Source organism: Maribacter sp. MJ134, from assembly GCF_003970695.1.
Taxonomy (GTDB): Bacteria; Bacteroidota; Bacteroidia; order Flavobacteriales; family Flavobacteriaceae; genus Maribacter.
Map to the genome: position 1 here is coordinate 1,627,690 of NZ_CP034570.1, position 25,475 is coordinate 1,653,164.

A 25,475-nucleotide genomic window follows, 5' to 3' on the forward strand; every position below is an offset into this window, starting at 1 on the left:
GTTTGCTTTTTAAGTTCAACCCAACCTATGAATAACACTCTTGTTTTTTACTGTATTTTAGGAATACTTATCCTTGAATTTGTAGTCTCTACCGTCTTAAACTATTTAAATTCAAGGCATTTCAAAGACGAGGTTCCTGAAGATTTGAAGGATGTTTATAACGAGGAAGAATATCAAAAATCACAAGCCTATAAACTAACCAACTACAGGTTTGGAATATTCACGTCGATTTTTTCCTTAACGCTTATTCTTTTGTTTCTGATGCTGGGGGGTTTTGGATGGGTAGACGATTTTGTGATGGACAAAACTGAAAATCCTGTCCTCCAAGCACTTCTATTTTTTGGTATTATCATGATCGGTAGTGACATTCTAAGCACTCCTTTTGGTATCTATCAAACATTTGGTATCGAGGAAAAATTCGGATTTAATAAAACTACCGTCAAAACCTTTATACTTGACAAAATAAAAGGATGGGCAATGACCCTTATTATTGGAGGTGCCCTACTTGCTTTGGTGATATGGTTCTTTCAATTTGCAGGAAAAAACTTCTGGTTATATACTTGGGCCCTAATTGCAGTTTTTACGCTGTTCATTAACCTATTCTACAGCAAACTCATAGTTCCACTTTTCAATAAACAGGAACCCTTACCAAACGGGAGTTTAAAGGAGAAAATAGAGGGCTATGCTCAAAATGTAGGTTTTGACCTGCAGCATATTTTTGTAATTAATGGATCTAAACGGTCAACCAAAGCCAACGCCTATTTTTCAGGATTTGGTAAGGAGAAACGCGTAACCTTATACGACACCTTAATCAACGATTTGGATGAGGACGAAATAGTCGCAGTGCTAGCCCATGAAGTGGGACATTACAAAAAGAAACATATCATCTTTAATCTCATTACCTCTATCCTACTCACTGGTGTAATGTTATTTATACTCTCTTTGTTCATCAATAATCCTGATATCTCTTTGGCCATAGGTGTTAATAGACCTAGTTTCCACGCGGCCTTAATAGGTTTTGGCATTCTTTACAGTCCTGTTTCAGAAATTACAGGTTTACTCATGAACCATTTTTCAAGAAAGTTTGAATATGAAGCGGACGATTACGCCAAAAACACATTTGCCGCACTCCCCTTGGTAAGCTCTTTAAAGAAGTTATCCAAAAATAGTTTAAGCAACCTCACCCCTCACCCAGCATATGTTTTTATGCACTATTCCCACCCACCTTTAATAGACAGAATTAGGAATTTAAAGGCTTAGTTTTTGTTGTATAGCAGCGTATATTGTGGTAATTTTAATCTAGAATGACACAAACCGCTATAGAAAAAGAAAACAAACTAATCGCCAAGCAATACAAAGAATTGCTGCGCATTAGCTACCAAACATTAACGGATGAGGATAAAAAACTTATTCGTAGTGCTTTTGAGATAGCGGTAGATGCTCATAAAGATCAGCGTAGAAAGTCCGGGGAAGCCTATATTTTTCATCCTATAGCAGTAGCAAAAATAGTGGCTTCCGAAATTGGTTTGGATGCTGTTTCCATAGCTTCGGCACTGCTGCACGATGTGGTCGAGGATACGGAATATACCTTGGACGATATTGATCGTATGTTCGGGGAAACCGTGGCAAGAATCGTCGATGGTCTAACAAAGATATCGCACCTTAAAAAAGATATGAATATCTCCCAGCAAGCGGAGAACTTCAGAAAAATGCTCCTTACACTGAATGATGATGTACGTGTCATCATCATAAAAATTGCGGATAGATATCATAATATGCTCACCATGGACTCCATGCCAGAGCACAAGCAAGTTAAAATCTCTTCAGAAACTCTCTACATTTATGCGCCCTTAGCGCATAGAATAGGGCTTTACAACATCAAGACCGAGTTAGAAGACTTGAGCTTAAAATATACAGAGCCAGAGGTTTACAACGCAATTAAAAATAAGATTGAAGAAAGTAAAGAAGAGCAACAGGCTTATATTGATTCTTTCTCGGACGTCATAGATAATTCCTTGAAAAAGGAAGGTTTAAACTACACCATAAAAGGCCGGATGAAATCTATTTTCTCCATGCGGCGGAAGATGAAAGCTCAAAATGTATCTTATGAAGAAATTTACGACAAGTTTGCCATACGTATCATTTACAAATCGGATGCGCAGAACGAAAAGTTTCTGGCTTGGAAAATATACTCCATTGTAACGGATCACTTTACGCCTAACCCGGTAAGATTGCGAGACTGGATATCCTCCCCGAAGTCCACAGGTTATGAGGCGCTTCATATCACTGTAATGGGACCGGAAGGAAAATGGGTAGAAGTACAAATACGAAGTGAGCGCATGCACGAGATTGCCGAAAAAGGATATGCAGCTCATTTCAAATACAAACACGGCAATCAAAAAGAACAGGGTATTGAAATTTGGCTCAACAAACTGCAAGAAGCCTTGGAGAACGCTAACACCAACGCGGTAGATTTTGTAGAGGAATTTAAATTAAATCTATATTCTAAGGAAATATTCGTTTTCACGCCTAAAGGAGAATTAAAATCCTTGCCAAAAGGAGCTACGCCGTTAGATTTTGCCTTTAGCATTCACACAGAAGTAGGTATGCGCACCCGCGGCGCAAAGGTGAACGGTAAATTAGTGCCACTTAATACTACTCTTAACAGTGGGGATAGATTGGAAATTATTACCTCCAATCAAGCAAAGCCAAATCAGAACTGGTTAGACTATGCAACTACGGCAAGGGCAAGGTCTAAAATTAAATCCGTCCTAAGGGAAGAAAAAAAGTCTATCGCAGAGGAAGGAAAAGAGATGCTAAGGCGAAAGTTGAAATCTCAAAAAATTACCCTGAACGAGGATTCGGTGAATAAGATGGTTACCTTTTTTAAGCTAAAGACCAGTTTAGACCTTTTCTACCGTGTTGGGATGGGCTCTATTGATAATCAAATGCTTAAGGATTTTGCATCCAATTACAATAATGCTTTTATAAGCTTCTTTAAAAATAAAATTAGAAGAACGCCGGCTCCCGAGGACGTTAATAAAGAAGAGATAACTTCCAAATACGACATGCTGGTATTTGGAAAAGAAGAAGAAAAATTGGACTATAAACTTTCTCAGTGCTGCAACCCTATTCCTGGCGATGAGGTTTTTGGTTTTGTAAGTGTTTCCGAAGGAATCAAAGTGCACAAAAAAAACTGTCCTAACGCCATTTCCTTGCAATCAAACTACGCCTATAGAATCATAAGTGCTAAATGGGTAGACTCAACACAGGAAGAGTTTAAAGTAGACATACAACTTACGGGCATAGATAACCTTGGGTTGGTCAGCGAAATAACAGAAGTTATATCTGGAAATATGCACGTAAACATGCGGAACTTAAACTTTAGCACGGATGGCGGAACTTTTACGGGTCGCATAACAGTGGTCGTAAAGAACAACCATATTTTACAGAAACTGATCGGCCACCTAAAGGAAATAAACGGTATTGACAAAGTGGGTCGACTTTAGAAAATGAATTAAAATTTAAATGTACATTTGCACATTAACGCAATACATATGGCTTCCGACAAGAACCAAGAAATTGTAAAGAACGTATTTACTAGCTTTTTAGAGGATAACGGGCACAGAAAAACGCCAGAACGTTACGCTATACTTCAGGAAATTTACGAAAGTGATGATCATTTTGATATAGAATCGCTCTACATTAAAATGAAGAATAAAAATTACCGTGTAAGTCGGGCTACGCTATATAATACCATTGAACTTCTGCTGGATTGTAAACTGGTAAGAAAGCATCAATTTGGAAAGAATCAGGCTCAATATGAAAAGTCTTATTTTGACAGGCAACATGATCACGTTATCCTTACGGACACCGGTGAGGTAATGGAATTTTGCGACCCTCGTATACAATCCATAAAAAAAACGATAGAAGAAGTGTTCGACATTAAAATCAACACGCACTCGCTGTACTTTTACGGAACAAAGAATAAAACAGAAAAAACGAACGACTAACCAAGTATATTTTAAATGGCAGTAGATTTATTGTTAGGCCTACAATGGGGTGACGAAGGAAAAGGAAAAATTGTTGATGTATTAACCAAAAACTATGATATCATTGCACGCTTTCAGGGCGGTCCCAATGCCGGGCACACCCTAGAGTTTGACGGAATAAAACATGTCTTACACACCATACCCTCCGGAATTTTTCATAAAAATGCAATTAATGTAGTTGGTAACGGGGTTGTTATTGACCCGGTTATTTTTAAGAAAGAATTAGATGCGTTAAAAGATTTTAAATTGGACATTAAATCCATTTTATTAATCTCTCGTAAGGCTCATTTAATATTACCTACCCACCGCCTTTTGGATGCGGCTTCGGAAGCTGCAAAAGGAAAAGCCAAGATTGGTTCTACGCTTAAGGGTATTGGTCCAACGTACATGGACAAGACCGGAAGAAATGGCATGCGTGTCGGTGATCTTGAATTGAGTGATTGGAAAGAAAAATACCGTTCTCTCGCTAACAAGCACGAAGCCATGATAGACTTTTACGATGTGGATATCCAATATAACTTGGCGGAGTTGGAGGCTGATTTTTTTAGTGCGGTAGAAGAGCTTAAGGAATTAACGTTCATTGATAATGAAGAATATCTTTACCAAGCTCAAAAATCCGGTAAAAAGATTTTGGCCGAAGGTGCTCAAGGTTCATTACTGGACATTGATTTCGGGACCTATCCTTTCGTTACCTCGTCTAATACAACTGCGGCTGGTGCCTGCACCGGTTTGGGAGTAGCTCCTAACCAGATTGGCGAAGTCAAAGGGATATTCAAGGCCTATACTACCCGGGTGGGTAGTGGTCCTTTCCCCACGGAACTGTTCGATGAAGATGGTGCCACCATGGGTAAGGTAGGAAACGAATTTGGAGCAACCACTGGAAGACCAAGGAGATGTGGCTGGTTAGATTTAGTAGCCTTAAAATATGCGGTAAGAATTAACGGGGTTACCGAACTCATGATGATGAAAGGTGACGTTTTAAGCGGATTTAAAAAATTAAAGGTTTGTACCGCCTACAATTATAAAGGCGATAAAATAGACCATCTACCTTTTAATATCGAAGCAGAAAATGTAACTCCCATATATACCGAAATGGAGGGCTGGGATGAAGATTTAACAAAAATGACCAAAGCAGCACAATTACCGCGTTCGCTTAATGACTATATAGATTTCTTAGAAAAAGAATTAGAAGTGCCTATCAAAATAGTATCGGTAGGCCCGGACAGGACACAGACCATACACAGATAACCATATCATTTCGGTCACCGCGCAAATGGCGTTAAGCGAAAAAAAGCTTAACGCCATTATTTTTTTTATTAAGTTTCATGGATCAAACTACACAAAATGAAACATTTAAAAACGCTTCTCCTATTTCTGATACTGAGCACAGCCTGTAAAAATGAAAAAGAAACCAAAACACCCTCAACTACCGCAGTAGCCGAAACTGAAGAATGGATTATACTTTTCGATGGAACCAGTACGGATGGTTGGAGGGCCTATAATGGGAAAACCCTACCTCCGGGATGGGTGGCAAAGAATGGTGAACTCACTTTTGACACCGCTTTAGGCCTTGAACAAGATTATAAAGGAGGAAAAGATATTATCTATGGTCTAGAAGAATTCGAAAACTTTGAACTCCATGTAGAATGGAAATTGCCGGAAGGGGGAAACAGTGGAATATTCTATCATTTGAAAGAAGGATATGATAGTCCGCCTGAAGTTGCTCCGGAATACCAGCTCATAGACGATGAGAACTATGCGAAAATCCATGATTTAACGGCATACAATACAAGTTTGGGTTACACGGACAAACCGGAAGAGTTGAAACCCTTGCAACAAACAGCCTCTGACTATGCCATGCACGCGGCAAACCCGGTAGGCAAGGTACTTCATCCCGTAGGTCAGTGGAATGCGACCAAGATTGTTTTCACACCGGAAAAAGTTGAACATTGGCTAAATGGAAAAATGGTAGTATCTTTTGTACCCTGGTCTGAAGATTGGTACGAAAGAAAGAATTCCGATAAATGGAAAAATAGTAAAGACTATGGAAAATACAAATCTGGCTATATAGGTTTTCAAGACCACGCTAGCCCAATTTGGTTTAGAAACATAAAAATTAAAAAACTATAACCGCCACTTATGAAAAAAAGAGAATTTTTAAAAAAATCGGCCATACTAGCGTCCTCAACCGCTCTTATGCCTTCCTTTATTATGGCCTGCAAACAAGATAAACAAGTGGCCCCAGCGGCAAAAAAGTTGACCAGATTACGAACAGCTCATATAGGTGTGGGTAATATGGGCGGTGAAGATTTAAGGGATATTTCATCTCACGCTGATGTAGATGTTACGGCCTTATGTGATGTTGACTCCAATAACTTAGCAGCGGCAAAAAAACTACATCCTAATGCAAAAACGTTTACGGACTATAGGGTAATGCTCAAAGAAATGTCAGATGAGATTGATGCTGTAATTGTATCCACTCCGGATCATACCCACGCACCTGCGTCTATGATGGCTATGGAAATGAACAAATCGGTTTATTGTCAAAAACCCTTAACGCATTATGTTTCCGAGGCCCGTTCTATGAAAAAACTAGCCGCAGAAAAGGGCTTGGTCACTCAAATGGGAATACAGGTTCATTCGTTCTATGATTACAAATTAGCAACACTATTAATTCAATCAGGTATTATTGGAAAAGTACATACCGTAAGGGCCTGGTCGCCTAAAAATTGGGGTTACGACGGACCAGTCCCGGAAGGCAAGGACGCTGTGCCAGATACACTGGACTGGAACCTTTGGTTGGGAACTTCGGCTGAAAGAGCCTATAAAGATGGAGTTTACCATCCTGGCAATTGGAGAAAATTGGTGGACTACGGCTGTGGCACACTAGGCGATATGGGAGTTCATATTTTTGACACGCCCTACAACGCTCTGGCTTTGGACGTTCCCATGACCATAAAGAATGAGTGCAGGGCTCCGAACGGTTTTGGCTTTCCGGAAAACAATAATGTCACCTACGAGTTTCCAGGTACGGAATATACCACGGAAACTTTAAAATGGATATGGTACGATGGTCCGGGTGCTCCCGACATGCACGAGGACCTTATATTACCGGGCGCCAATGGTACTAAGGTCAAAGATGTTAATGATAAGGATGACACAATAGAGGATAAAATGTCTCTAGAAACGAAGACAACCGAAGCTGGTCAACTGCCGGACCAAGGTGCTATGTTCATTGGAGAAAAAGGCAGGTTATTGCTACCCCATTTTATGAAACTCCCTCAGAAAATTGTGGATGGTAAATATGTTGACATTTCAGCCGAGATAACCGCTATTGAAAAAGCGAACAATATGGGCAAACCCATTAGGGATTATGCCTCTGAAGGACCAAAACATTACCATCAATTTGTAGATGCTTGTCTCGGAAAGGATGAATGTAGCGCACCATTTTCATATGCCTCTAGACTAACGGAGACTATTTTACTAGGAGTTATCGCGGGAAGATTTCCTAATAAAACATTGCATTGGGATAATGAAAAAGCTAGATTCTCCGAAGAAGAGGCCAATGCCTATTTAGCTGGAGATTACCGAGACTTCTAAACACATTAAAAACTTATCGTTCACTAGTTTTACAAAAATTCAGATGATATTTTAAAGCCACCAATAGGTGGCTTTTTTATCTTATATTTAAAGGAGTGTATGCTTTATTAATCGACCTATCCTAAATTAACACCAATGAGAATCAGCCTTAGAAGTTCCCATTTTTTTTATAGTTATTGGATTTTAATAGCGTGCGCGCTTGTCTCTTGCACGTCCAAAAAACAAGCAAAGGTTAATGTGCTCCCTAAGGCAAACATAGCCTTAATAGGTAATAATCTAGGCTCAAGAATGATGAACTACGGATATTTTGAGACCGAAATGCACTTGCGCTTTCCCAAAGATTCTTTAACTATCCGAAATATGTGCGACGGTGGGGATACTCCTGGTTTTAGACCACATGCTTCAAGAAATACCCCATGGGCGTTTCCCGATGCAGAGCAATTCCAAACAGAACTTGCCAAAAATTCAGGTAGCGAAGGGGTTTTTGAATACCCGGATGAATGGTTGAATAGACTAAAGGCCGATATTATCATAGCCTTTTTTGGTTTTAACGAGTCTTTTCAAGAAGAAAAGGGCATTGAAAATTTCAAAAATGAACTTGAAGCTTTTATCACGCACACAAAAAACCAAGACTACAACGGAAAGAATTCTCCGGAATTAGTTCTGGTGTCTCCAATAGCGTTTGAAAACTTATCCGATTTGTATGACTTGCCTGATGGAAAGAAAACGAACATAAACCTGAAAATGTACACCGAAACGATAGCCGCTATTAGTAAGAAACATCAAGTAGCTTTTATTGATGTATTTCATCCGTCTTTACAATGGTACGAGCAAGAAAACGAACTTACTATTGACGGTTTTCAAATGAACGAGAAGGGATATCAAATACTTTCAGATTATTTAGCCACAGAATTAACGGGAGAAGGCAACTATGAGGACAATGGTTTAAAAACAGCTGTCCTATCCTCCGTTAAGGAAAAAAACTTTTTCTGGCATAACGATTATAAAGTTCCCAATGGCGTGCACGTTTACGGTAGAAGGCACGCTCCCTATGGTCCGGACAACTATCCTTATGAAATTAAAAAGATACGCGAAATGACGGCCATACGCGATTCCGCCATTTGGGCAGCAGCACAGAACAACAATTATGACGTTGTGGATGCAGACCTTAAAACCACTACCTTACCTCCTGTAGAAACCAACTATAATTTGGGAGGGAAAGATGATCCTAAAAACTATCTCTATGGAGAGGATGCCGTAAAAACTTTAAAAGTTCCTCAAGGGTACAAAGTAACGTTATTCGCCTCTGAAAGTGAGTTCCCGGACCTTGCTAATCCCGCGCAATTATCTTTTGACGATAAAGGTAGACTATGGGTGGCGACCCTCCCCTCCTATCCGCACTACAAACCTGGAGATAAGCGTCCGAACGACAAGTTGCTAATTCTAGAAGATACCGATAATGACGGTAAGGCCGATAAACAGATTGTTTTTGCCGAAAATTTACATTTACCCCTAGGGTTCGAATTTGCACCAGAAGGAGTATACGTAAGCCAAGGCACGAATTTAAAATTACTTACGGACACCAACGGTGACGACAAAGCGGATACTGAAGAAATTATTTTAAGTGGCTTTGACGATCATGATACGCACCATAACATATCTGCCTTTTGTGCAGACCCTTCAGGGGCATTTTACATGGCTGAAGGCGTTTTTCTACATACGAACGTAGAAACTCCCTATGGCCCCGTCAGAGGAACCAACGGCGGTTTTTATAGATATAATCCCCAAAGGAAAAAATTGGATAGAACAGTGCAGGTAAGTATTCCTAATCCATGGGGTATAGCGTTCGATGAATGGGGACAGGATTTCTTTTTACATACTTCTGGCCCCACCGTTCAGTGGATGATGCCCAGTACATTAAAATCAATTTACGGGGTTGCCGCTCCTCTGACCCAAGATTTAATTGAGGATGCCCACAAAGTGCGCCCTACTTCAGGAATGGAGTTTGTTTCGAGCAGTCATTTTCCGGACAATGTACAGGGCGACATGATTTTGGCCAATTCCATTGGCTTTTTGGGAATGAAACAACATCGTATGATAGAGGACGGCACAGGATACCGAACAAAACATAGGCAAGACTTAATCGTTAGTTCCGATAAAAACTTTAGACCGGTTGATATGGAATTTGCTCCAGATGGCTCTTTATATTTGGTTGATTGGCACAATGTACTTATCGGTCATATGCAACATAATGCTAGAGACCCGTTAAGAGACCATGCGCACGGCAGAATTTACAGGATTACCTATCCCTCAAGACCCTTGGTGAAACCTGCCAAGGTAGCGGGGGCCAATATTGATGAACTATTGAATAATTTAAAACTACCCGAGTATAGAACAAGATATCGCTCCAGAAGGGCATTGAGAAGTAAGGACAAAGATGAAGTACTTGCCAAGTTGAATACCTGGCTAAGCAATTTGAATGAAGATGACGAGAATTACGAACACCACAGACTGGAGGGTCTTTGGGTGAGTTGGGGACTTAATCAAGTTCATGAAGAATTACTTAAAGCCCTGTTGAAATCAGAGGACCATAAGGTTAGGTCGGCATCGGTTAGGGTACTACGCTATATGGGGCATCAAGTACCTAATAGTCTTGAATTACTAAAAGAGGCAGCGGCAGACGTCCATGGAAGGGTACGGTTAGAGGCAATTACCGCAGCATCATGGCTAGAAGATAAAGATGGTTTGGAAGTTCTTGCTGCAGCTAAAAAACATCCATTTGATGAGTGGATGCAGCCAGCATATGACTTTGCCATGAACAGACTTTCCGGTAATTTCCTATCCGAGGACGGCACCGGACTTATCGCTTCTCATTTAAAAGGTGATGATCTAAAAGCATTTACGAAAGGAAAGACAATATATCAGACCGAGGGGTATTGCATCACCTGTCACCAAGAAAGCGGCGCAGGCCTACAGGCATCGGGCTATCCTACTTTAGTAGACCAACAATGGGTGGTGGGTAGCGAAGAACGCCTTATTAAATTAGCCCTTAATGGTTTGTACGGACCAATGAGCGTTATGGGCAATGATTATGATGGTCAAGTACCCATGATGGCCTTCAGAGGCTTATTGAACGACGAGGAAATCGCCGCCGTACTTACTTATGTGAGAAATGCGTTTGGCAATAGAGCCTCTGTAATTGCCCCTGAAAAAGTAAAGGAAATCAGGGATGCCACCAAAGACAAAAAAGGCTTCTATACTCCGGATGAACTTTTAAAGCAATATCCATTAGAAAAATAGTGATACAATGATACGCAACAAAATAACAATACTACTTAGCCTACTGCTTACAATGGCTAGTTGTGCTGAGAAAAAAAGTAAGAAGCAAACGCACACCGACAATAAAGCCAGTACTCCGCCACACATTGTTTTTGTTAGTGGAGATGAGGAATACCGTTCTGAAGAATCCTTACCTATGCTGGCCAAATTAGCAAAGAGAGAATTGAACGCTAAAGTGACCGTATGTTACGCCTTGGATTCCACAGGTATAATAAATCCTAACAACACTAATCATATATCTAATCTAGAAGCCTTAGAAACTGCCGACCTCATGGTCATTTTCACGAGGTACAGAACTTTGCCAAAAAAGGAAAGGGATTATATTGTTAACTATGCCGAATCAGGAAAGCCTATCGTCGGTTTCAGAACCGCAACGCATGCTTTCAAGTATAAAGACCCTAGTCTTGAATATTGGAACGATGAATGGCCAACAATGGTTTTTGGACAGCAATGGATAACGCACCATGGACATTTTGATGATGGTAAATTTCCTGTAACCCGAATATCGGCTATAGCGAAAGAGCACCCAATTTTAAGAGGTTTTGATTCGTTCAAAGCCTATTCCTGGTTATATCATGTAGATGGTGGTGCATGGAAACTATTCGGGGATTCCAAACCTATTTTACAGGGGCATTCTCTAAAATCAAAACATGAAATGGATGGTAAGCTTGATGAATTTCCGCTGACTAATCCGGTAGCATGGACCAAGAGTTACACTGGGTCGTCCGGAAAAAAAGCCAAGGTGTTCTTTACAACGCTTGGGCACCCCTATGACTTTAAACTCCCCATCGTACGCAAAATTGCACTAAACGGCATATTCTGGGCCTTGGACAAAGCGCATGAAATTCCTTCAGATGGTTCTAATGTGCATCTAGATGAACCGTTTGAACCCAACAACTCGGGTTTCGGTACGGTTTACAAACCAAATCTTAGACCCAGAACTATACACTAACGCATATTAAAACTATCCCAAATTAGATAGCACTGCTCAAAATTATTCTATTTTTGAAAAAAAATAAATCTTGAGAGGACTTCTATTTAAACTCTTTCTGGTTTTCTTTTCTTTTTCTGTGTATAGTCAGGAAAATACGGAAGAACCGAAACAAATCAATATCGTTTACGGAGCAAATTTCACCAAGAACGAAAAAGAATATCCAGGAGCATCTATTTTTAGCAAGGACGAAAGACAAGTACAGTTTGAGCACCAAGGGGCAGATTTGTGGTGTGATATCGCCATATTTTTTCAAAAAGAAAACAGACTGGAGGCCAGAGGAAACGTGCTTCTAAAACAGGGGGATTCCGTGGAGATGGTAAGTGAAAGGATAGACTACAAGGGTGATATAAAACTAGCGAAGGCCTGGGGAAATGTGGTACTTACCAATTCTGATATGACCCTACGTACGGACACTCTACGGATGGACCGCGAAAAGCAAGAAGCGTACTATCAAGATAATGGCACTGTAATAGATTCTGCCAATACCCTTACAAGCAAAATTGGAAGATACTTTATGGAACTCAAAAAGTATCAATTTCTAGATAGCGTCCATATTAAAAATCCAGAATATATTTTGGATTCGGAACAATTAGACTATTATACCACCTCCAAAAATGCCTACATGTACGGTCCCTCTACCATTGTTGGTGAAACCTATACCATTTATTGTGAACGTGGTTTCTATGATACCAAAGTAGAAAGTGGATATGGCATCAAAAATACAAGGATAGACTATAACAATAGAATCGTGGAGGGGGACAGTGTCTATTTCAACAAAGCGAGAGAGTTCGCATCGGCCACCAACAACATCACCGTTACCGATACCATAAACAAAGGTATAATTCGTGCGCATTATGCCGAAGTGCATAAAGCCAAGGATTCCGTATTCGCTACAAAAAGAGCCGTTTCCATTTCCGTACAGGAATTAGACTCCCTTTATGTTCATGGAGATACCCTAATGATCACCGGAAAACCAGAGGCAAGAATCTTACGGGCATTTAGAAATGCTAAGTTCTTCAAGAAGGATTTGAGCGGTAAGTGCGATTCTATACACTCGGAGGAATTAAGCGGCATAACCCAGCTTATTAAAAACCCTATTATTTGGAACGGTCCTAATCAAATGACAGGGGACAGCATTCACCTGAAATCTAATCTAGAAACCGAAAAATTAGACTCTCTTAAAGTGCTGAACAACGCTTTTGTCATCTCCTTGGATAGTGTGAGCATGGAAGGTTACAATCAGGCAAAAGGTAAAGACCTTTTCGGTAAATTCATTGAAAACGAACTAAAGCTTATAGACCTCATAAAAAATACTGAAGTAATTTACTATATGTATAACGATGATGATGAGCTTATCGGGATAGATAAAACCATTTGCAGTTCCATCCGTATTACTATGGAAAACAATGACATAGAAGACCTTACTTTTTTCACCAACCCGGACGGTGATATATTTCCCGAAAAAGATTTACCCGAAAATAGTAGAATTTTAAAAGGTTTTGTTTGGCGTGGTGACGAACGTATCCTAACCAAGGACGGTATTTTCGACGAGGATGACAACAACATTGAACTGGTAGTTATCAGAGGTATAGACAATCCTATAGATATCGATGCCGAAGAAAAAGAGCGCAGTCAAAATGAATCCGACCCTATAAACAACATTTCCAACAACAAAGCTACCGACCCCAAAAAACAAAAAATACCTCAAAAGGTAAAGTAGCACTTTCATGAATAAAGATTTCCTAAAATATCAGGCCCAGACTACGCCCCATCCTTTGGGAATGGAAGTTTCACACGCAAGAGGAAGTTATATATATGATAAGGAAGGGAATCCCCATTTAGATTTTGTAGCAGGCGTTTCCGCCTGTAGTTTGGGGCACTGCCATCCAAAGGTGGTTTCTGCCGTGCAAGAACAGGCAGAGAAGTATATGCACGTAATGGTTTACGGCGAATATATCCAAGACGCCGCGGTAAATTATACTAAACTCTTGGCGTCCAAACTTCCCAAAAATTTGAATACCACGTATCTGGTCAACTCGGGAACCGAAGCTATTGAAGGAGCCGTTAAACTAGCCAGGCGATATACCGGTAGAACTCAAGTTATTGCTGCCCATAATGCCTACCATGGGAATACCATGGGTAGTTTAAGTCTAATGGGCTACGAAGAACGGAAAAGCGCATTTAGGCCACTAATACCAGATGTTTCCTTTATACACTTCAACATAGAGCGGGAACTAGACCATATTACGGAAAAAACAGCTTGTGTTATCCTCGAAACTATCCAAGGTGGGGCCGGATTCATAGTTCCAAGGAGCCATTATTTAGAGAAAGTACGGAAACGCTGTACCGAAATGGGAACATTGCTAATATTGGATGAAATACAACCCGGTTTTGGGCGCACAGGAAAACTTTTTGCCTTTGAACACTACAATTGCATTCCGGATATCTTGGTAATGGGTAAAGGTATGGCTTCAGGCATGCCGGTAGGAGCATTTACAACCGACGGCCCTATTATGAAGTCGTTACAAAATAGCCCTAGATTAGGACACATAACCACCTTTGGAGGAAATCCAGTTATAGCCGCGGCCTGTTTGGCCACCCTACAGGAACTCGTTAATACCAGCTTAATAGATGCCATTGCGGCCAAAGAAAAACTATTTAGACATCTGTTAACACATCCCTTTATAAAGGAGATAAGAGGTAATGGTTTAATGCTGGCCTTAATCATGGAAAATGAAGGTTTGGCCAATGAACTCGTGCTCAAGGCAAAAGAAAGAGGCCTCATTCTCTTTTGGTTGCTATTTGAATCCAAAGCCGTACGGATATCCCCTCCTTTAACCATTTCCGAAGAAGAAATTGAGAAAGGTTGTCTTATGATTCTAGCCATATTGGAAGAATTGCAACAATAATTTGTTAACTAATTTGTTAATAATATAGGATGCGATTGGATATAAAAATAGTCTCAAAGACTTACTTTTAAATCCATAGTTTAACCAAAGAGTTCCTATGGCGTTAGAATCTAACGAAAGACCGGACAAGCCCATAACCAAGTTTGAATCAATGCTTAAGACAGATGATGTCTACTTCTTTGATGCGGAAGATTTCGAAGATATTATTCATCATTACTTGAACAATGGTAAGATATCCCTTGCGAAGAAGGGAATTAAAATTGGACTTCAACAACACCCCGCCTCTATTGAACTGAAGCTTCTTAACGTTGAAGTAATGGTCTTTGAGAACAATTTGGAGGCAGCCGAAAAACATCTTGACGAATTACAGAATATAGATGCTCATAACGAAGAGATTTATATTCAACGTGCAAATATCCTATCAAAAAAAGATAACCACCAAGGTGCTATACATTTACTACAGAAAGCATTGGAGCTTTCCACCAATAGTTTCGACATACATTCCCTAATGGGTATGGAGTATCTTTTCCTAGACGATTTTAAGTTGGCCAAAGAGAGCTTTATGCGCTGTGTAGCCTTTGACAATCAAGACTACTCCTCGCTCTATAATGTCATTTATTGTTTTGAGTTTCTAGAAGATCATGACGGTGCTATACTGTATTTGAACGACTATCTGGACGCTAGCCCTTACTGCGAAGTGGCATGGCACCAATTAGGAAAACAATATTTTGCAAAGGAAATGTTCCAAGAAGCCCTGACCGCTTTTGATTTTGCAATCATCTCTGACGATTCTTTTATCGGAGCCTATTTTGAAAAGGGAAAAGTACTGGAAAAACTGGGCAAATATGAAGATGCCATAGAAAATTATGAAACTACGGTAAGTATTGAAGACCCAACATCACACGCTTTTTTAAGAATAGGGAAATGTTATGAAAAGCTTGGTAATGACGATATGTCCAAATACTATTTCTATCAAACCGTGCATGAAGACCCTTTGTTGGACAAGGGCTGGTTGGCCATTACAGATTTTTATATCAGAAAAAGAAAGTACGAAAAAGCTTTATACTACATCAACAAAGCGTTGAACATTGACGGGGGTAATCCTAATTATTGGAAGAAATCGGCAAGAATTCATGTAGCGCTCAAGAATTATGACCAAGCTGATTTTTCCTTTAAACAAGTTGTAGATTTAGGAAACTATGAGTTGGATACTTGGTTAAAATGGGCGGACATTGTTCAAATTAGTGGAGATACCCAAGCGGCCATTCAAATTCTTTTGCAAGGCAAGGAATTTTATCCTGAGAATCTAAAGATCATCTATAAAATAGCTGGTTTTCAACTGGTCTTAAACGACCTTATCAATGCGAGAATAACTATGCTAGATGCCCTAAAGTTGGACAAGAGCGCTAAAAAGCTACATCTTTTTTACAAACAATTCCCAGAATACGCCAATTCTGACTGGGTTAAGACTATCTTAGCCGACCACAAAAAAGCATCTTGATTTCTTGTATCTAAATTTATGGGGGAAAGAAAATTTATCCATTACCTATACATCACCTTAAAAGGAATGGCAATGGGCATTGCCGAGTTAGTGCCAGGCGTTTCTGGCGGTACCATAGCCTTTGTAACCGGCATTTACGAGGAGTTCATATCCTCAATTAACAATGTAAATATTGCTGCGTTCAAAACCTTGAAAAATGATGGTTTTAAGATGTTTTGGAACCAATTGAACGGCAACTTTCTATTAGCGCTGTTCGTGGGTATGATGTTGAGCATACTATCATTATCCAAAGTTATTTCCTGGCTTATAGAAAACCACCCCATACCGGTCTGGGCATTCTTTTTTGGGCTGGTTTTAGCGAGCGTCATTTTCGTAGCAAAGGCTATTGAAAAATGGAATTTCTTGTCCATAGCTCTGTTCATCATAGGTACCATCACCGCATACTATATTACCACCCTACCGCCCTCCGCGAACACGGACAGCCTACCATTCCTATTCTTTTCCGGAGCTTTGGCCATTTGCGCCATGGTACTGCCCGGAATTTCGGGTTCTTTCATATTGGTACTTCTGGGTTCCTATAAAACCGTCCTAGATGCGGTTAATAATCAGGATTTTAAAATAGTTATCGTCGTAGCATTGGGAGCGGTCTTTGGAATTTTGAGTTTCGCTAGGGTCCTGAAATGGATGTTCGCCCACTACAAGAATGCAACACTTGCTATTCTCACCGGTTTTATTCTAGGTTCCTTGAATAAAATTTGGCCTTGGAAAAAAGTTTTGGAGGTGATTAAAATAGGAAAGAAAGAAATTATCATTGATGAAAATATTTCTCCGTTTGCTTTTGAAAGCGATAATCAATTAACCTTTGCTATAATTACTGCTATCATAGGTTTTTCTCTTATTTTTATACTTGAAAAAGTAGCTTCTAAAGAATAAGAACCTTCGCTTAATGCATGAACATCGTTCCCTTACCGATAAGATTTTCTTAGTTGTCAAAGGATTATGTATGGGGGCTGCCAATAAAGTACCTGGAGTTTCCGGCGGTATTGTCGCTTTTGTGGGTGGTTTCTACGAAGAGTTTATCTATTCCCTTCAAAAAATTAACATCAAAGCTTTTAAATTACTATTCAACGGAAGGTTCAAAAGCTTTTACAGGTATTGCAACGGTCCTTTTTTAAGCCTGCTGCTATTTGGTATGTTGGTAAGCTATTTCAGTGTCTCTAAGGTGCTAGACTATTTTTTGGAGCAAAAGGAGCTTTATGTTTGGTCTGCTTTCTTTGGAATGATTTTAGGCTCCATTTATTATATAGGAAAGGATTTCTCGCATTGGAAAAAGAAAACCTTATTTGCGGCTGTCATTGGACTGGCCATTGGTATCGCCATCAGCTTTTTGAGTCCAGCGAAAGAAAATGATAATTTATTATTTATCTTTTTTTGCGGAATGATAAGTGTTTCAGGCATGGCACTGCCTGGCCTTTCTGGTTCATTTATATTAATTCTACTTGGCAATTATGTGCTGCTCTTAGTAGATTCCGTAAACGCGCTTTACGATACTTTTTCAGAAATACTACTAGGAGATTTCAGTTTTACCGATAATACGGAACGTATGCATACACTAAAAATCCTAGTGGTCTTTACCCTAGGTTCCGCTACCGGTCTTGTTAGCCTTTCGCATATACTAAGCTATGTTTTAAAGCATTTTAAGCATGTTACCACCGCCGTAATTCTAGGATTCATAACTGGATCTCTCGGCGTGGTTTGGCCATGGAAAAAAGCTATATTCAAAACAACCGAAAGCGGTGATTTGGTGTTAGACACGAATGGAAAGGAGATAATTACAAATTATGAACGTTTTTGGCCTACTATTACGAGTACGGAAACGTGGTGGGCACTATTCTTCGTTATCTTAGGGATCAGTATTTTATTACTTCTAGATTGGTATGGAAAAAACAGAAAAAGAACCGTTTAAATTTGGGTTGGTAGGTAAAGCTATTTCCTACTCCTTTTCAAGAGGATATTTCGAAGAAAAATTTAAAAACTTGGACTTACCTCATCATAGTTATGAAAACTTTGATTTGGATACGATTGAAGAGTTCTCCGCACTATATGCTAATACACAATACTTAAAAGGACTAAATGTGACCATTCCGTACAAGGAAGCAGTTATTCCGTATTTAGACGCTCTAGACGATTCTGCAAAGGAAATAGGTGCTGTAAATACTATTAAAATCACCAAAAAAGGGTTAAAGGGCTATAATACTGATGCTTACGGTTTTCAAATGTCGCTGGAACCCTTCTTAAAAAATCATCATAACAATGCTCTGATATTAGGTACGGGAGGTGCATCAAAGGCGATTGCCTACGTACTTAAAAAATTACATATCAACTTCAAATTTGTTTCTAGAACCGGAAAAAATAGTGGTTTAAGTTATGAGGATTTAAACCCAAAAATCATTAATGAAAACGCTTTGATCATTAATTGCTCACCCGTTGGAACATACCCTGATATTAAAGCAAAACCAGCAATTCCGTACTCTGGCATCTCCGAAAAGCATCTACTATATGATCTTATCTATAACCCAGAGCAAACAGCGTTCCTTACCGAGGGGAAAAAGCAAGGGGCACAAATTTGCAACGGGTTTCGCATGCTAGAGCTGCAAGCAGAGAAAGCTTGGGAAATTTGGAACGAACGCTCCCAACAGTAGAACAATAGATATCCCGTAGGCAGTGAACGCTCTGGTACTTCTAATTTTTTGGTATTGACACATGGGATTTTGTCGGTGGCATCTGCCTAAAAAGAAGATGCTTATTCTTTGCCATTCCTAAGGTTGTTACTATCTTGTAAAAACCTAATCATGGAAGATGTCAGAAGACAAAGAAAAAGAGCCCAATAACGAGGTAACGGAAACCAGTCCAGAAACTCCTGAAATGGATAAAAAAATCCCAGCGAAGACTGCTGAGGAGGGAAAGACTGCGCCGACTGAGGAGAAAGTTGAATCCATAGTTGGAGAAGAAAACGTATCGCCTGAGGGTAACAATGTCGAAAAAGCGACTCTAGTTGAGACTGTTAAAGAAACGGAAACAGAAGTCGTTGCCAATAAAGAGGAACAAACTTCGGAACCTGATGTAATCAAGGAAATTGAAGATACCAATGCCGAAGATGCAGAGGATAAGGATACAGGAAAAAGACATGAAATTCCGCTACTGGACTATCATTCCATGTCCATGGAAAATCTTGTAGGAGAGCTTCAAAAACTTGTAAAGAATGAAAAGGTGCAAGCCATCAAAAAACATGTTGATGGCATACGCGAAGAATTCAACTTGAAATATCAGGAATTCATTGACCAGAAAAAAGAAGATTTTGTGGCCAATGGTGGCAATGAGATAGATTTCAGGTATAATTCTGTAACCAAGAGACAATTCAACGAAGTATATAATGATTATCGCGATAAGCGCAATCAACATTATAAAAGTCTGGAAAAGAGTCACAAGGAAAACTTAGCCTACAGACTTGAGCTTATAGAAGAGGTCAAAGGTTTGGTGAATGTTGAGGAAGATATAAATACCACCTATAAGAATTTTAAGGATATTCAAGAAAAATGGCGTAATGCGGGACCAATTCCAAGAGCAAATTATAACGATGTATGGAAAACGTACCAACATCATATTGAAATTTTCTATGATTTTCTTCACATAAATCGTGAGCTTCGGGATTTAGATTTTAAACATAATCTGGAAGAGAAACTTAAGATTGTGGAACAAGCCGAGGCACTAGCTGAAGAACCCGATTTAAATAGGGCATTCAGGGAACTACAAGTGCTGCATAAACTCTGGAAAGAAGACATTGGACCCGTTGGAAGGGACCATAGGGAAGAAATTTGGGAGCGTTTTAGCGCGGCCACCAAGACTATACATGAACGGCGTCAAAGTTACTTTAAAGAACTGGACAAGATCAGCGAACAGAATCTTGAAACAAAGAATGCCATTATCGCGGAGATACTTACGCTATCTGAAAGTGTATCGGACAAACATGCCACCCTCCAACAGCAAATCAAAAAATTAGAGGAACTTAGAGAGTCTTTCTTTAAGGCGGGCAAGGTACCTCAAAAGGATAACGAGAATACGTGGACTTCCTTTAAAAATGCCGTGAGAGCTTTTAATAAAGGAAAGAACGCCTTTTATAAAAACTTAAAGAAAGAACAGCAGAAAAATCTGGACAATAAAAGAGCTCTATTAGAAACAGCAATCTCCTTAAAAGAAAGTGATGATTGGGATGTTGCTACGGCAGAAATGAAAAGAATCCAGAGCGAGTGGAAAAAAATTGGCCATGTACCGAGAAAGTACTCGGACAAACTTTGGAAAGAATTTAAGGCTGCTTGTAATCACTATTTTGACCGATTGCATGCTACAAAGAATGATGGCTTTAAAAAAGAGCAAGAGAATTTAAAGCTTAAAGAAGACTGTATGGCCCGCCTGAAGGATTTTCAGTTGAGTGGCAAAAAAGAAAACGACCTGAAGGTCATTAAAGAATTTGTTTCTGAGTGGAAAACTTATGGCCATGTACCTTACAAGCAAAAAAGTATCAATCAAAAATTTAATAGGATTATCGATGCCCTTTTCAACAAATTAGGGGTAAGCGCTCAAGAGGCAGATTTATTAAAGTACGGCAACAAAATTCAGCGCCTAAAGAATGATGATAATCAAGAAAGGGCCATTCAAAATGAACGTAGTTTTATTCGTAAAAAAATAGATGAAAGCAAGAATGAGATAAGGCAATTGGAAACCAATTTACAGTTTTTTTCCAATGCCTCCGAAAGCAATCCTATAGTGCAGGAAGTAATTAAGAAAGTTGAAGTTCAGAAGGAATCTCTGGCCTCATGGAAGGCAAAACTTAAAAAGTTGAATGTCTTAGAGCACAATCTGAATAAAGAAACCGAGGAAGAAAGTACTAGTGCTAACGAAGAGGAATAATTTATATTTAGTAAAATTCCGTCATGATCTTAAATCCAATGAGAGTTATATTTTACGCTAGTTGTCTACTTTTCGTTCTAACTATCCTGAGCTGCGCTAACGTTGAGAAGAAAACAGAGGTATTAAAAGCCATAGATTGGTCCGCTAAGGAGGTTACTATTCCCAAAACGGACTCACTAGATTACGGCAAGTCTTACCTTTCCATATATTCTCAGGTCTATAGCTATACAGAACATACCGCACTAGACTTAACAGCGACCGTAAGTATCCGGAATACGAGTGAAACGGAACCAATATATCTTATAAAGGCAGATTACTTTGATACAAAAGGTAATGCTATCCATTCTTATGTAGACCAACCCATTGCTTTGGATAAAATGGAAACCTTGGAAATTGTAATAGCAGAATTCGACAAAAAAGGTGGCACGGGCGCCAATTTTATTTTCGAGTGGGGAAAGAAGAAATCAACCACGACCCCACTTTTTGAAGCCGTGATGATATCTACCTACGGACAGCAGGGATTATCCTTTACGACACAAGGAAAGAGAATAGAATAACATGACGGAGATTTTTACCACTATTCTATTTTTAATCGCAGTTATAGACCCCTTAGGCTCGGTACCTGTCTATTTGGAGGCCACCAAACACTTTGATAAGGCCCATAAAAAGAAAATAGCCATAAGGGCCTCTATTGTAGCATTCTTTATTTTACTTTTCTTTATCGTGATAGGGCAATTGATTTTGGAAGGAATGGATATTTCTTTGGATGCCTTTCAGATATCAGGTGGTGTTATTCTATTTCTCTTCGCGCTGACCATGATTTTTGGTGACGGAAAACCAGAAACGGAAAAGCATCTTATTTCTGATTATAAGCATGTAACCATATTTCCTGTGGCCATCCCATCCATAGCCTCTCCAGGAGCTATAATGGCAGTAGTATTAATGACCGATAATCATGTCTATGGCATAGAACAACAAGCCCTGACAAGTGCTCTGGTGTTGGTAGTGATTGGTCTAACCAGCTTGTTACTGCTTGCTGCCAATTATGTTCAGGAAAAAATAGGAGAATACGGAATTACGGTCATCAGTAAAATTATGGGGCTTATTCTTGCCTCTTATGCAGTGCAAAGTATCTTAAGTGGTTTAAAAGATTTCTTCGTCCTTACCAATTAAAAAAGTAATAAACGTTTGCTATGAGGTATTATATTCTTTCACTTTTTGTCTTAAGTGTATTGGACATTGAACCAAAAGCGTATGAGTACAATCCAGTTGACCAGGAAAAAATTCAAAAAGAAAAGGCCTTCAGAGTTTTACAGACCAAGTGTAACGTTTGCCATGCTATAAAAAAGAGAGTGGACATCTTTACTTTTGAGAATATGGATAGCTTGGCTTACGATATCAACAAACAGGTGTTCATAAAGAAGAAAATGCCCAAAGGAAAAAAAATAAAACTAACCACTTCCGAAAAAAATGACCTAAGCCTTTGGATTGAGCAAACTAAAAAAAAAGCATAAAAAAAAGAGCTATTTCTAGCTCTTTTTACTTAAATATTCTAAAGTCTATTTCGCTACATTAACCGCACGAGTTTCTCTAATAACGGTAACTTTAACCTGTCCCGGATACGTCATATCCGTTTGTATTTTTTGCGATATTTCAAAGGAAAGCTCCGAAGCTTTATCATCGCTAACCTTTTCACTTTCTACAATGACCCTAAGCTCTCTACCGGCTTGAATAGCGTAGGCCTTCTGTACGCCACTGAATGCAAATGCTATTTCTTCCAGATCCTTAAGACGTTGTATATAAGAATCTAGCACTTGTCTCCTTGCACCGGGTCTTGCTCCGCTAATAGCATCACAAACCTGAACAATAGGAGAGATTAATGTCTTCATCTCTATCTCATCGTGGTGAGCACCTATGGCATTGCAGACTTCTGGTTTTTCTCCAAATTTCTCCGCCCACTGCATTCCTAATATCGCGTGTGGTGTTTCTACCTCGGCCTCCGTATTAGGAACTTTTCCGATATCGTGAAGTAGTCCCGCTCGCTTGGCTATTTTTGGATTGAGCCCTAACTCAGAAGCCATGACCCCACATAACTTGGCCACCTCCCTAGAGTGCTGTAATAGATTTTGTCCGTAAGAAGAACGGTATTTCATTCTACCTACCGCTTTGATTAATTCTGGATGTAATCCATGAATACCTAGGTCTATTACGGTTCTTTTGCCTATTTCAACGATTTCCGCTTCAATTTGCTTTTCTGTCTTCTTTACAATTTCTTCGATTCTTGCGGGGTGAATTCTACCATCGGTAACCAGTTTATGTAAAGACAAACGCGCTACTTCTCTACGCACGGAATCAAAACAAGATAATATAATTGCCTCTGGTGTATCATCCACAATAATCTCTACTCCTGTGGCCGATTCCAGCGCTCTGATGTTTCTTCCTTCCCTGCCTATAATTCTACCCTTGACATCATCGGACTCAATATTAAAAACAGAAACACAATTTTCAACAGCTTCCTCGGTACCGATACGCTGTATGGTATTGATAACTATCTTACGGGCCTCCTGTTGGGCTGTTAGTTTGGCTTCCTCCATGGTTGCCTGTACATACCCCATGGCATCGGTCTTTGCGGTTTCCCGAAGACTCTCTACCAATTCGTTCTTAGCATCGTCAGCGGACAATCCGGAAATTACCTCTAACTGCTGCACTTGGCTTTTATGAAGTTTTTCTAGCTCCGATTGTTTCTTTTCATAGAATTCCTTCCGCTGTTCTATATCCTTGAGTCTACTATCCAACTGAGCGTTTAGCTTTTTGTTCTTTGCCAGCTCGTTACTAATCTGAGATTCTTTATCCCTAGTCCTTTTTTCGGCCTCGCTGATCTTCTTGTCCTTATTGATGATTACTTTCTCATGTTCCGCTTTCAACTCTAAAAATTTCTCTTTTGCTTGAAAAATTTTATCCTTTTTTATGCTATCACCTTCCGTTTGTGCCTCTTTAAGAATTCTACTGGCATCTCTTTTTGCATTTGCAATGGTTTTGGACGCCTTACCCTTCTCCATAAATTTTGCTATAGCAAAGCCTATTGCTAAACCAACAATACCCGCTATAATTATCATTGTACTATCCATAGTTTGAAATATTTATATAAAAAAGCCCACATTGGAGAAGTTTTGTACAAACTCCAGAAAACAGGTTTAGGGCTAACAGACTGATCAAGGATCCTTAAACGAGAAGGCCTGCTTTTACAATCTAAACTCACCCTTTTTAAACAAATTAATGTTGAGTTCGTCAAAAGGTATTACCAATGTGGGCAGTAACTTAATGTATTTAAAAGAACGTATTTCTTAAGGAGCAAGCTTGGCATTTACCAATTCCTCGAGCGCTTTTAACCGCTCTTCGGCTTCTTTGGTTCCTTCCGTTTGTTCTATACCTCGCTGTTCGATTTTAGAGGCAAATTGCAAGGCGCACATCGCCAAAACATCTTGCTTATCCCGAACCGCATAATTCTGCTCAAATTTTTTGGCCAACTGTTCAATATTCTTGGCCGCTTTCCTTAAACCCTCCTCTTGGGATGGCTCTATTGTTAACGGGTATACCCGATCTGCAATAGAAAGCTTTATTTTGAGCTTTTCTGACATAGTATTTAAAACGTTACTCCGAAAGTTGTGCTATACAATGATCTAACTCCCGTATTAACGTATTTATTTTAAGCTTTGCTTCTGTCTTATTTGTATTACTGCCAAGCATGGAATTTGCAAGTTTAAGCGAGTTGTACTTCTCTTCCCAGTCCGACACCGTTTTACTTGCGTTTTCCTGTTTGGATTTAATCATCAACAATTCATTTTCCAGATTCCGGTTTGCATCACCGAGCACTTCTAGTTTATGAAGTAACTTACTGACCTTGTTTTCTAAGGAATCTACTATTTGAATCAATTCGCCCATACTTAAACTCCATGCGATATACACAAAGTTAACATTCGTAAGAGACTTAACCATACTTTTCGCGAATAATCTTTAGAACCGAGATACGTATCAAACAAAACGCAGGGGAAACGTGTGGCATACAAATTGACTACAACAATCTTCAAGAATTAATAGCGTTTAATTATTTT

General features: G+C 39.5%; 21 protein-coding genes and 1 other RNA gene. 18 read left to right on the forward strand and 4 right to left on the reverse strand.

Annotated features, from left to right (window positions below; genetic code table 11):
* Positions 1-27 precede the first annotated feature (27 nt).
* The 18 genes from EJ994_RS07050 to EJ994_RS07135 all read left to right on the forward strand — a co-directional run bounded on the left by EJ994_RS07050 (position 28) and on the right by EJ994_RS07135 (position 22,877).
* Positions 28-1,260: a M48 family metallopeptidase gene (locus tag EJ994_RS07050; RefSeq protein WP_126591825.1), complete on the forward strand. Its 1,233-nt coding sequence runs from the start codon at positions 28-30 to the stop codon at positions 1,258-1,260.
* Positions 1,261-1,304: 44 nt separating this feature from the next.
* The gene (locus EJ994_RS07055; protein ID WP_126591826.1) at positions 1,305-3,509 is read left to right on the forward strand and encodes a RelA/SpoT family protein; all 2,205 of its coding nucleotides are present in this window, start codon (positions 1,305-1,307) and stop codon (positions 3,507-3,509) included.
* A 48-nt stretch (positions 3,510-3,557) separates the two neighbouring features.
* Positions 3,558-4,013: a Fur family transcriptional regulator gene (locus tag EJ994_RS07060; protein ID WP_099572712.1), complete on the forward strand. Its 456-nt coding sequence runs from the start codon at positions 3,558-3,560 to the stop codon at positions 4,011-4,013.
* 15 nt (positions 4,014-4,028) lie between these two features.
* Positions 4,029-5,300 (forward strand): adenylosuccinate synthase, encoded by a 1,272-nt coding sequence (locus EJ994_RS07065; protein WP_126591827.1) that lies wholly within the window; start codon positions 4,029-4,031, stop codon positions 5,298-5,300.
* A 96-nt stretch (positions 5,301-5,396) separates the two neighbouring features.
* Complete coding sequence (locus EJ994_RS07070; protein WP_126591828.1) at positions 5,397-6,182, forward strand: DUF1080 domain-containing protein; 786 nt, start codon at positions 5,397-5,399, stop codon at positions 6,180-6,182.
* Positions 6,183-6,191: 9 nt separating this feature from the next.
* Positions 6,192-7,652, forward strand: a complete 1,461-nt coding sequence (locus EJ994_RS07075; protein ID WP_126591829.1) for a Gfo/Idh/MocA family protein — start codon at positions 6,192-6,194, stop codon at positions 7,650-7,652.
* A 135-nt stretch (positions 7,653-7,787) separates the two neighbouring features.
* Positions 7,788-10,952 (forward strand): PVC-type heme-binding CxxCH protein, encoded by a 3,165-nt coding sequence (locus EJ994_RS07080; RefSeq protein WP_126591830.1) that lies wholly within the window; start codon positions 7,788-7,790, stop codon positions 10,950-10,952.
* Positions 10,953-10,959: 7 nt separating this feature from the next.
* Positions 10,960-11,943 carry a ThuA domain-containing protein gene (locus EJ994_RS07085; protein WP_126591831.1) on the forward strand — a complete coding sequence of 328 codons (984 nt, stop codon included), beginning with the start codon at positions 10,960-10,962 and terminating at the stop codon, positions 11,941-11,943.
* 67 nt (positions 11,944-12,010) lie between these two features.
* On the forward strand, positions 12,011-13,705 hold the full coding sequence (locus EJ994_RS07090) for an OstA-like protein (protein ID WP_410504175.1): 1,695 nt from the start codon (positions 12,011-12,013) through the stop codon (positions 13,703-13,705).
* A gap of 7 nt (positions 13,706-13,712) precedes the next feature.
* On the forward strand, positions 13,713-14,894 hold the full coding sequence (locus EJ994_RS07095; protein WP_126591833.1) for an aspartate aminotransferase family protein: 1,182 nt from the start codon (positions 13,713-13,715) through the stop codon (positions 14,892-14,894).
* Between the two features lie 97 nt (positions 14,895-14,991).
* Positions 14,992-16,395, forward strand: coding sequence for a tetratricopeptide repeat protein (locus EJ994_RS07100; RefSeq protein ID WP_126591834.1), 1,404 nt, complete (start codon positions 14,992-14,994; stop codon positions 16,393-16,395).
* An 18-nt stretch (positions 16,396-16,413) separates the two neighbouring features.
* Complete coding sequence (locus EJ994_RS07105; protein WP_126591835.1) at positions 16,414-17,328, forward strand: DUF368 domain-containing protein; 915 nt, start codon at positions 16,414-16,416, stop codon at positions 17,326-17,328.
* A 13-nt stretch (positions 17,329-17,341) separates the two neighbouring features.
* Positions 17,342-18,361, forward strand: coding sequence for a DUF368 domain-containing protein (locus tag EJ994_RS07110; RefSeq protein ID WP_126591836.1), 1,020 nt, complete (start codon positions 17,342-17,344; stop codon positions 18,359-18,361).
* Entirely contained in the window at positions 18,333-19,097 is a 765-nt protein-coding gene (locus EJ994_RS07115) for a shikimate dehydrogenase family protein (RefSeq protein WP_126591837.1), read from the forward strand. Before EJ994_RS07110 ends, EJ994_RS07115 begins: the two co-directional genes overlap by 29 nt.
* 157 nt (positions 19,098-19,254) lie before the next feature.
* Positions 19,255-21,363 (forward strand): DUF349 domain-containing protein, encoded by a 2,109-nt coding sequence (locus EJ994_RS07120; RefSeq protein ID WP_241240876.1) that lies wholly within the window; start codon positions 19,255-19,257, stop codon positions 21,361-21,363.
* Positions 21,364-21,401: 38 nt separating this feature from the next.
* Entirely contained in the window at positions 21,402-21,920 is a 519-nt protein-coding gene (locus EJ994_RS07125; protein ID WP_126591838.1) for a DUF3124 domain-containing protein, read from the forward strand.
* 1 nt (position 21,921) lies between these two features.
* The gene (locus tag EJ994_RS07130) at positions 21,922-22,536 is read left to right on the forward strand and encodes a MarC family protein (RefSeq protein ID WP_126591839.1); all 615 of its coding nucleotides are present in this window, start codon (positions 21,922-21,924) and stop codon (positions 22,534-22,536) included.
* A gap of 20 nt (positions 22,537-22,556) precedes the next feature.
* The gene (locus EJ994_RS07135; RefSeq protein ID WP_126591840.1) at positions 22,557-22,877 is read left to right on the forward strand and encodes a hypothetical protein; all 321 of its coding nucleotides are present in this window, start codon (positions 22,557-22,559) and stop codon (positions 22,875-22,877) included.
* A gap of 45 nt (positions 22,878-22,922) precedes the next feature.
* Here the strand turns inward: EJ994_RS07135 and rny are convergent, their stop codons facing one another.
* The 4 genes from rny to EJ994_RS07155 all read right to left on the reverse strand — a co-directional run bounded on the left by rny (position 22,923) and on the right by EJ994_RS07155 (position 25,305).
* The gene (gene rny, locus EJ994_RS07140; RefSeq protein WP_126591841.1) at positions 22,923-24,491 is read right to left on the reverse strand and encodes a ribonuclease Y; all 1,569 of its coding nucleotides are present in this window, start codon (positions 24,489-24,491) and stop codon (positions 22,923-22,925) included.
* Positions 24,492-24,539: 48 nt separating this feature from the next.
* Positions 24,540-24,648, reverse strand: a non-coding RNA gene (ssrS, locus tag EJ994_RS07145) — 6S RNA.
* A gap of 59 nt (positions 24,649-24,707) precedes the next feature.
* Positions 24,708-25,001: a cell division protein ZapA gene (locus tag EJ994_RS07150; RefSeq protein ID WP_099572728.1), complete on the reverse strand. Its 294-nt coding sequence runs from the start codon at positions 24,999-25,001 to the stop codon at positions 24,708-24,710.
* A gap of 13 nt (positions 25,002-25,014) precedes the next feature.
* Positions 25,015-25,305, reverse strand: coding sequence for a hypothetical protein (locus EJ994_RS07155; protein WP_126593671.1), 291 nt, complete (start codon positions 25,303-25,305; stop codon positions 25,015-25,017).
* Positions 25,306-25,475: the final 170 nt, after the last annotated feature.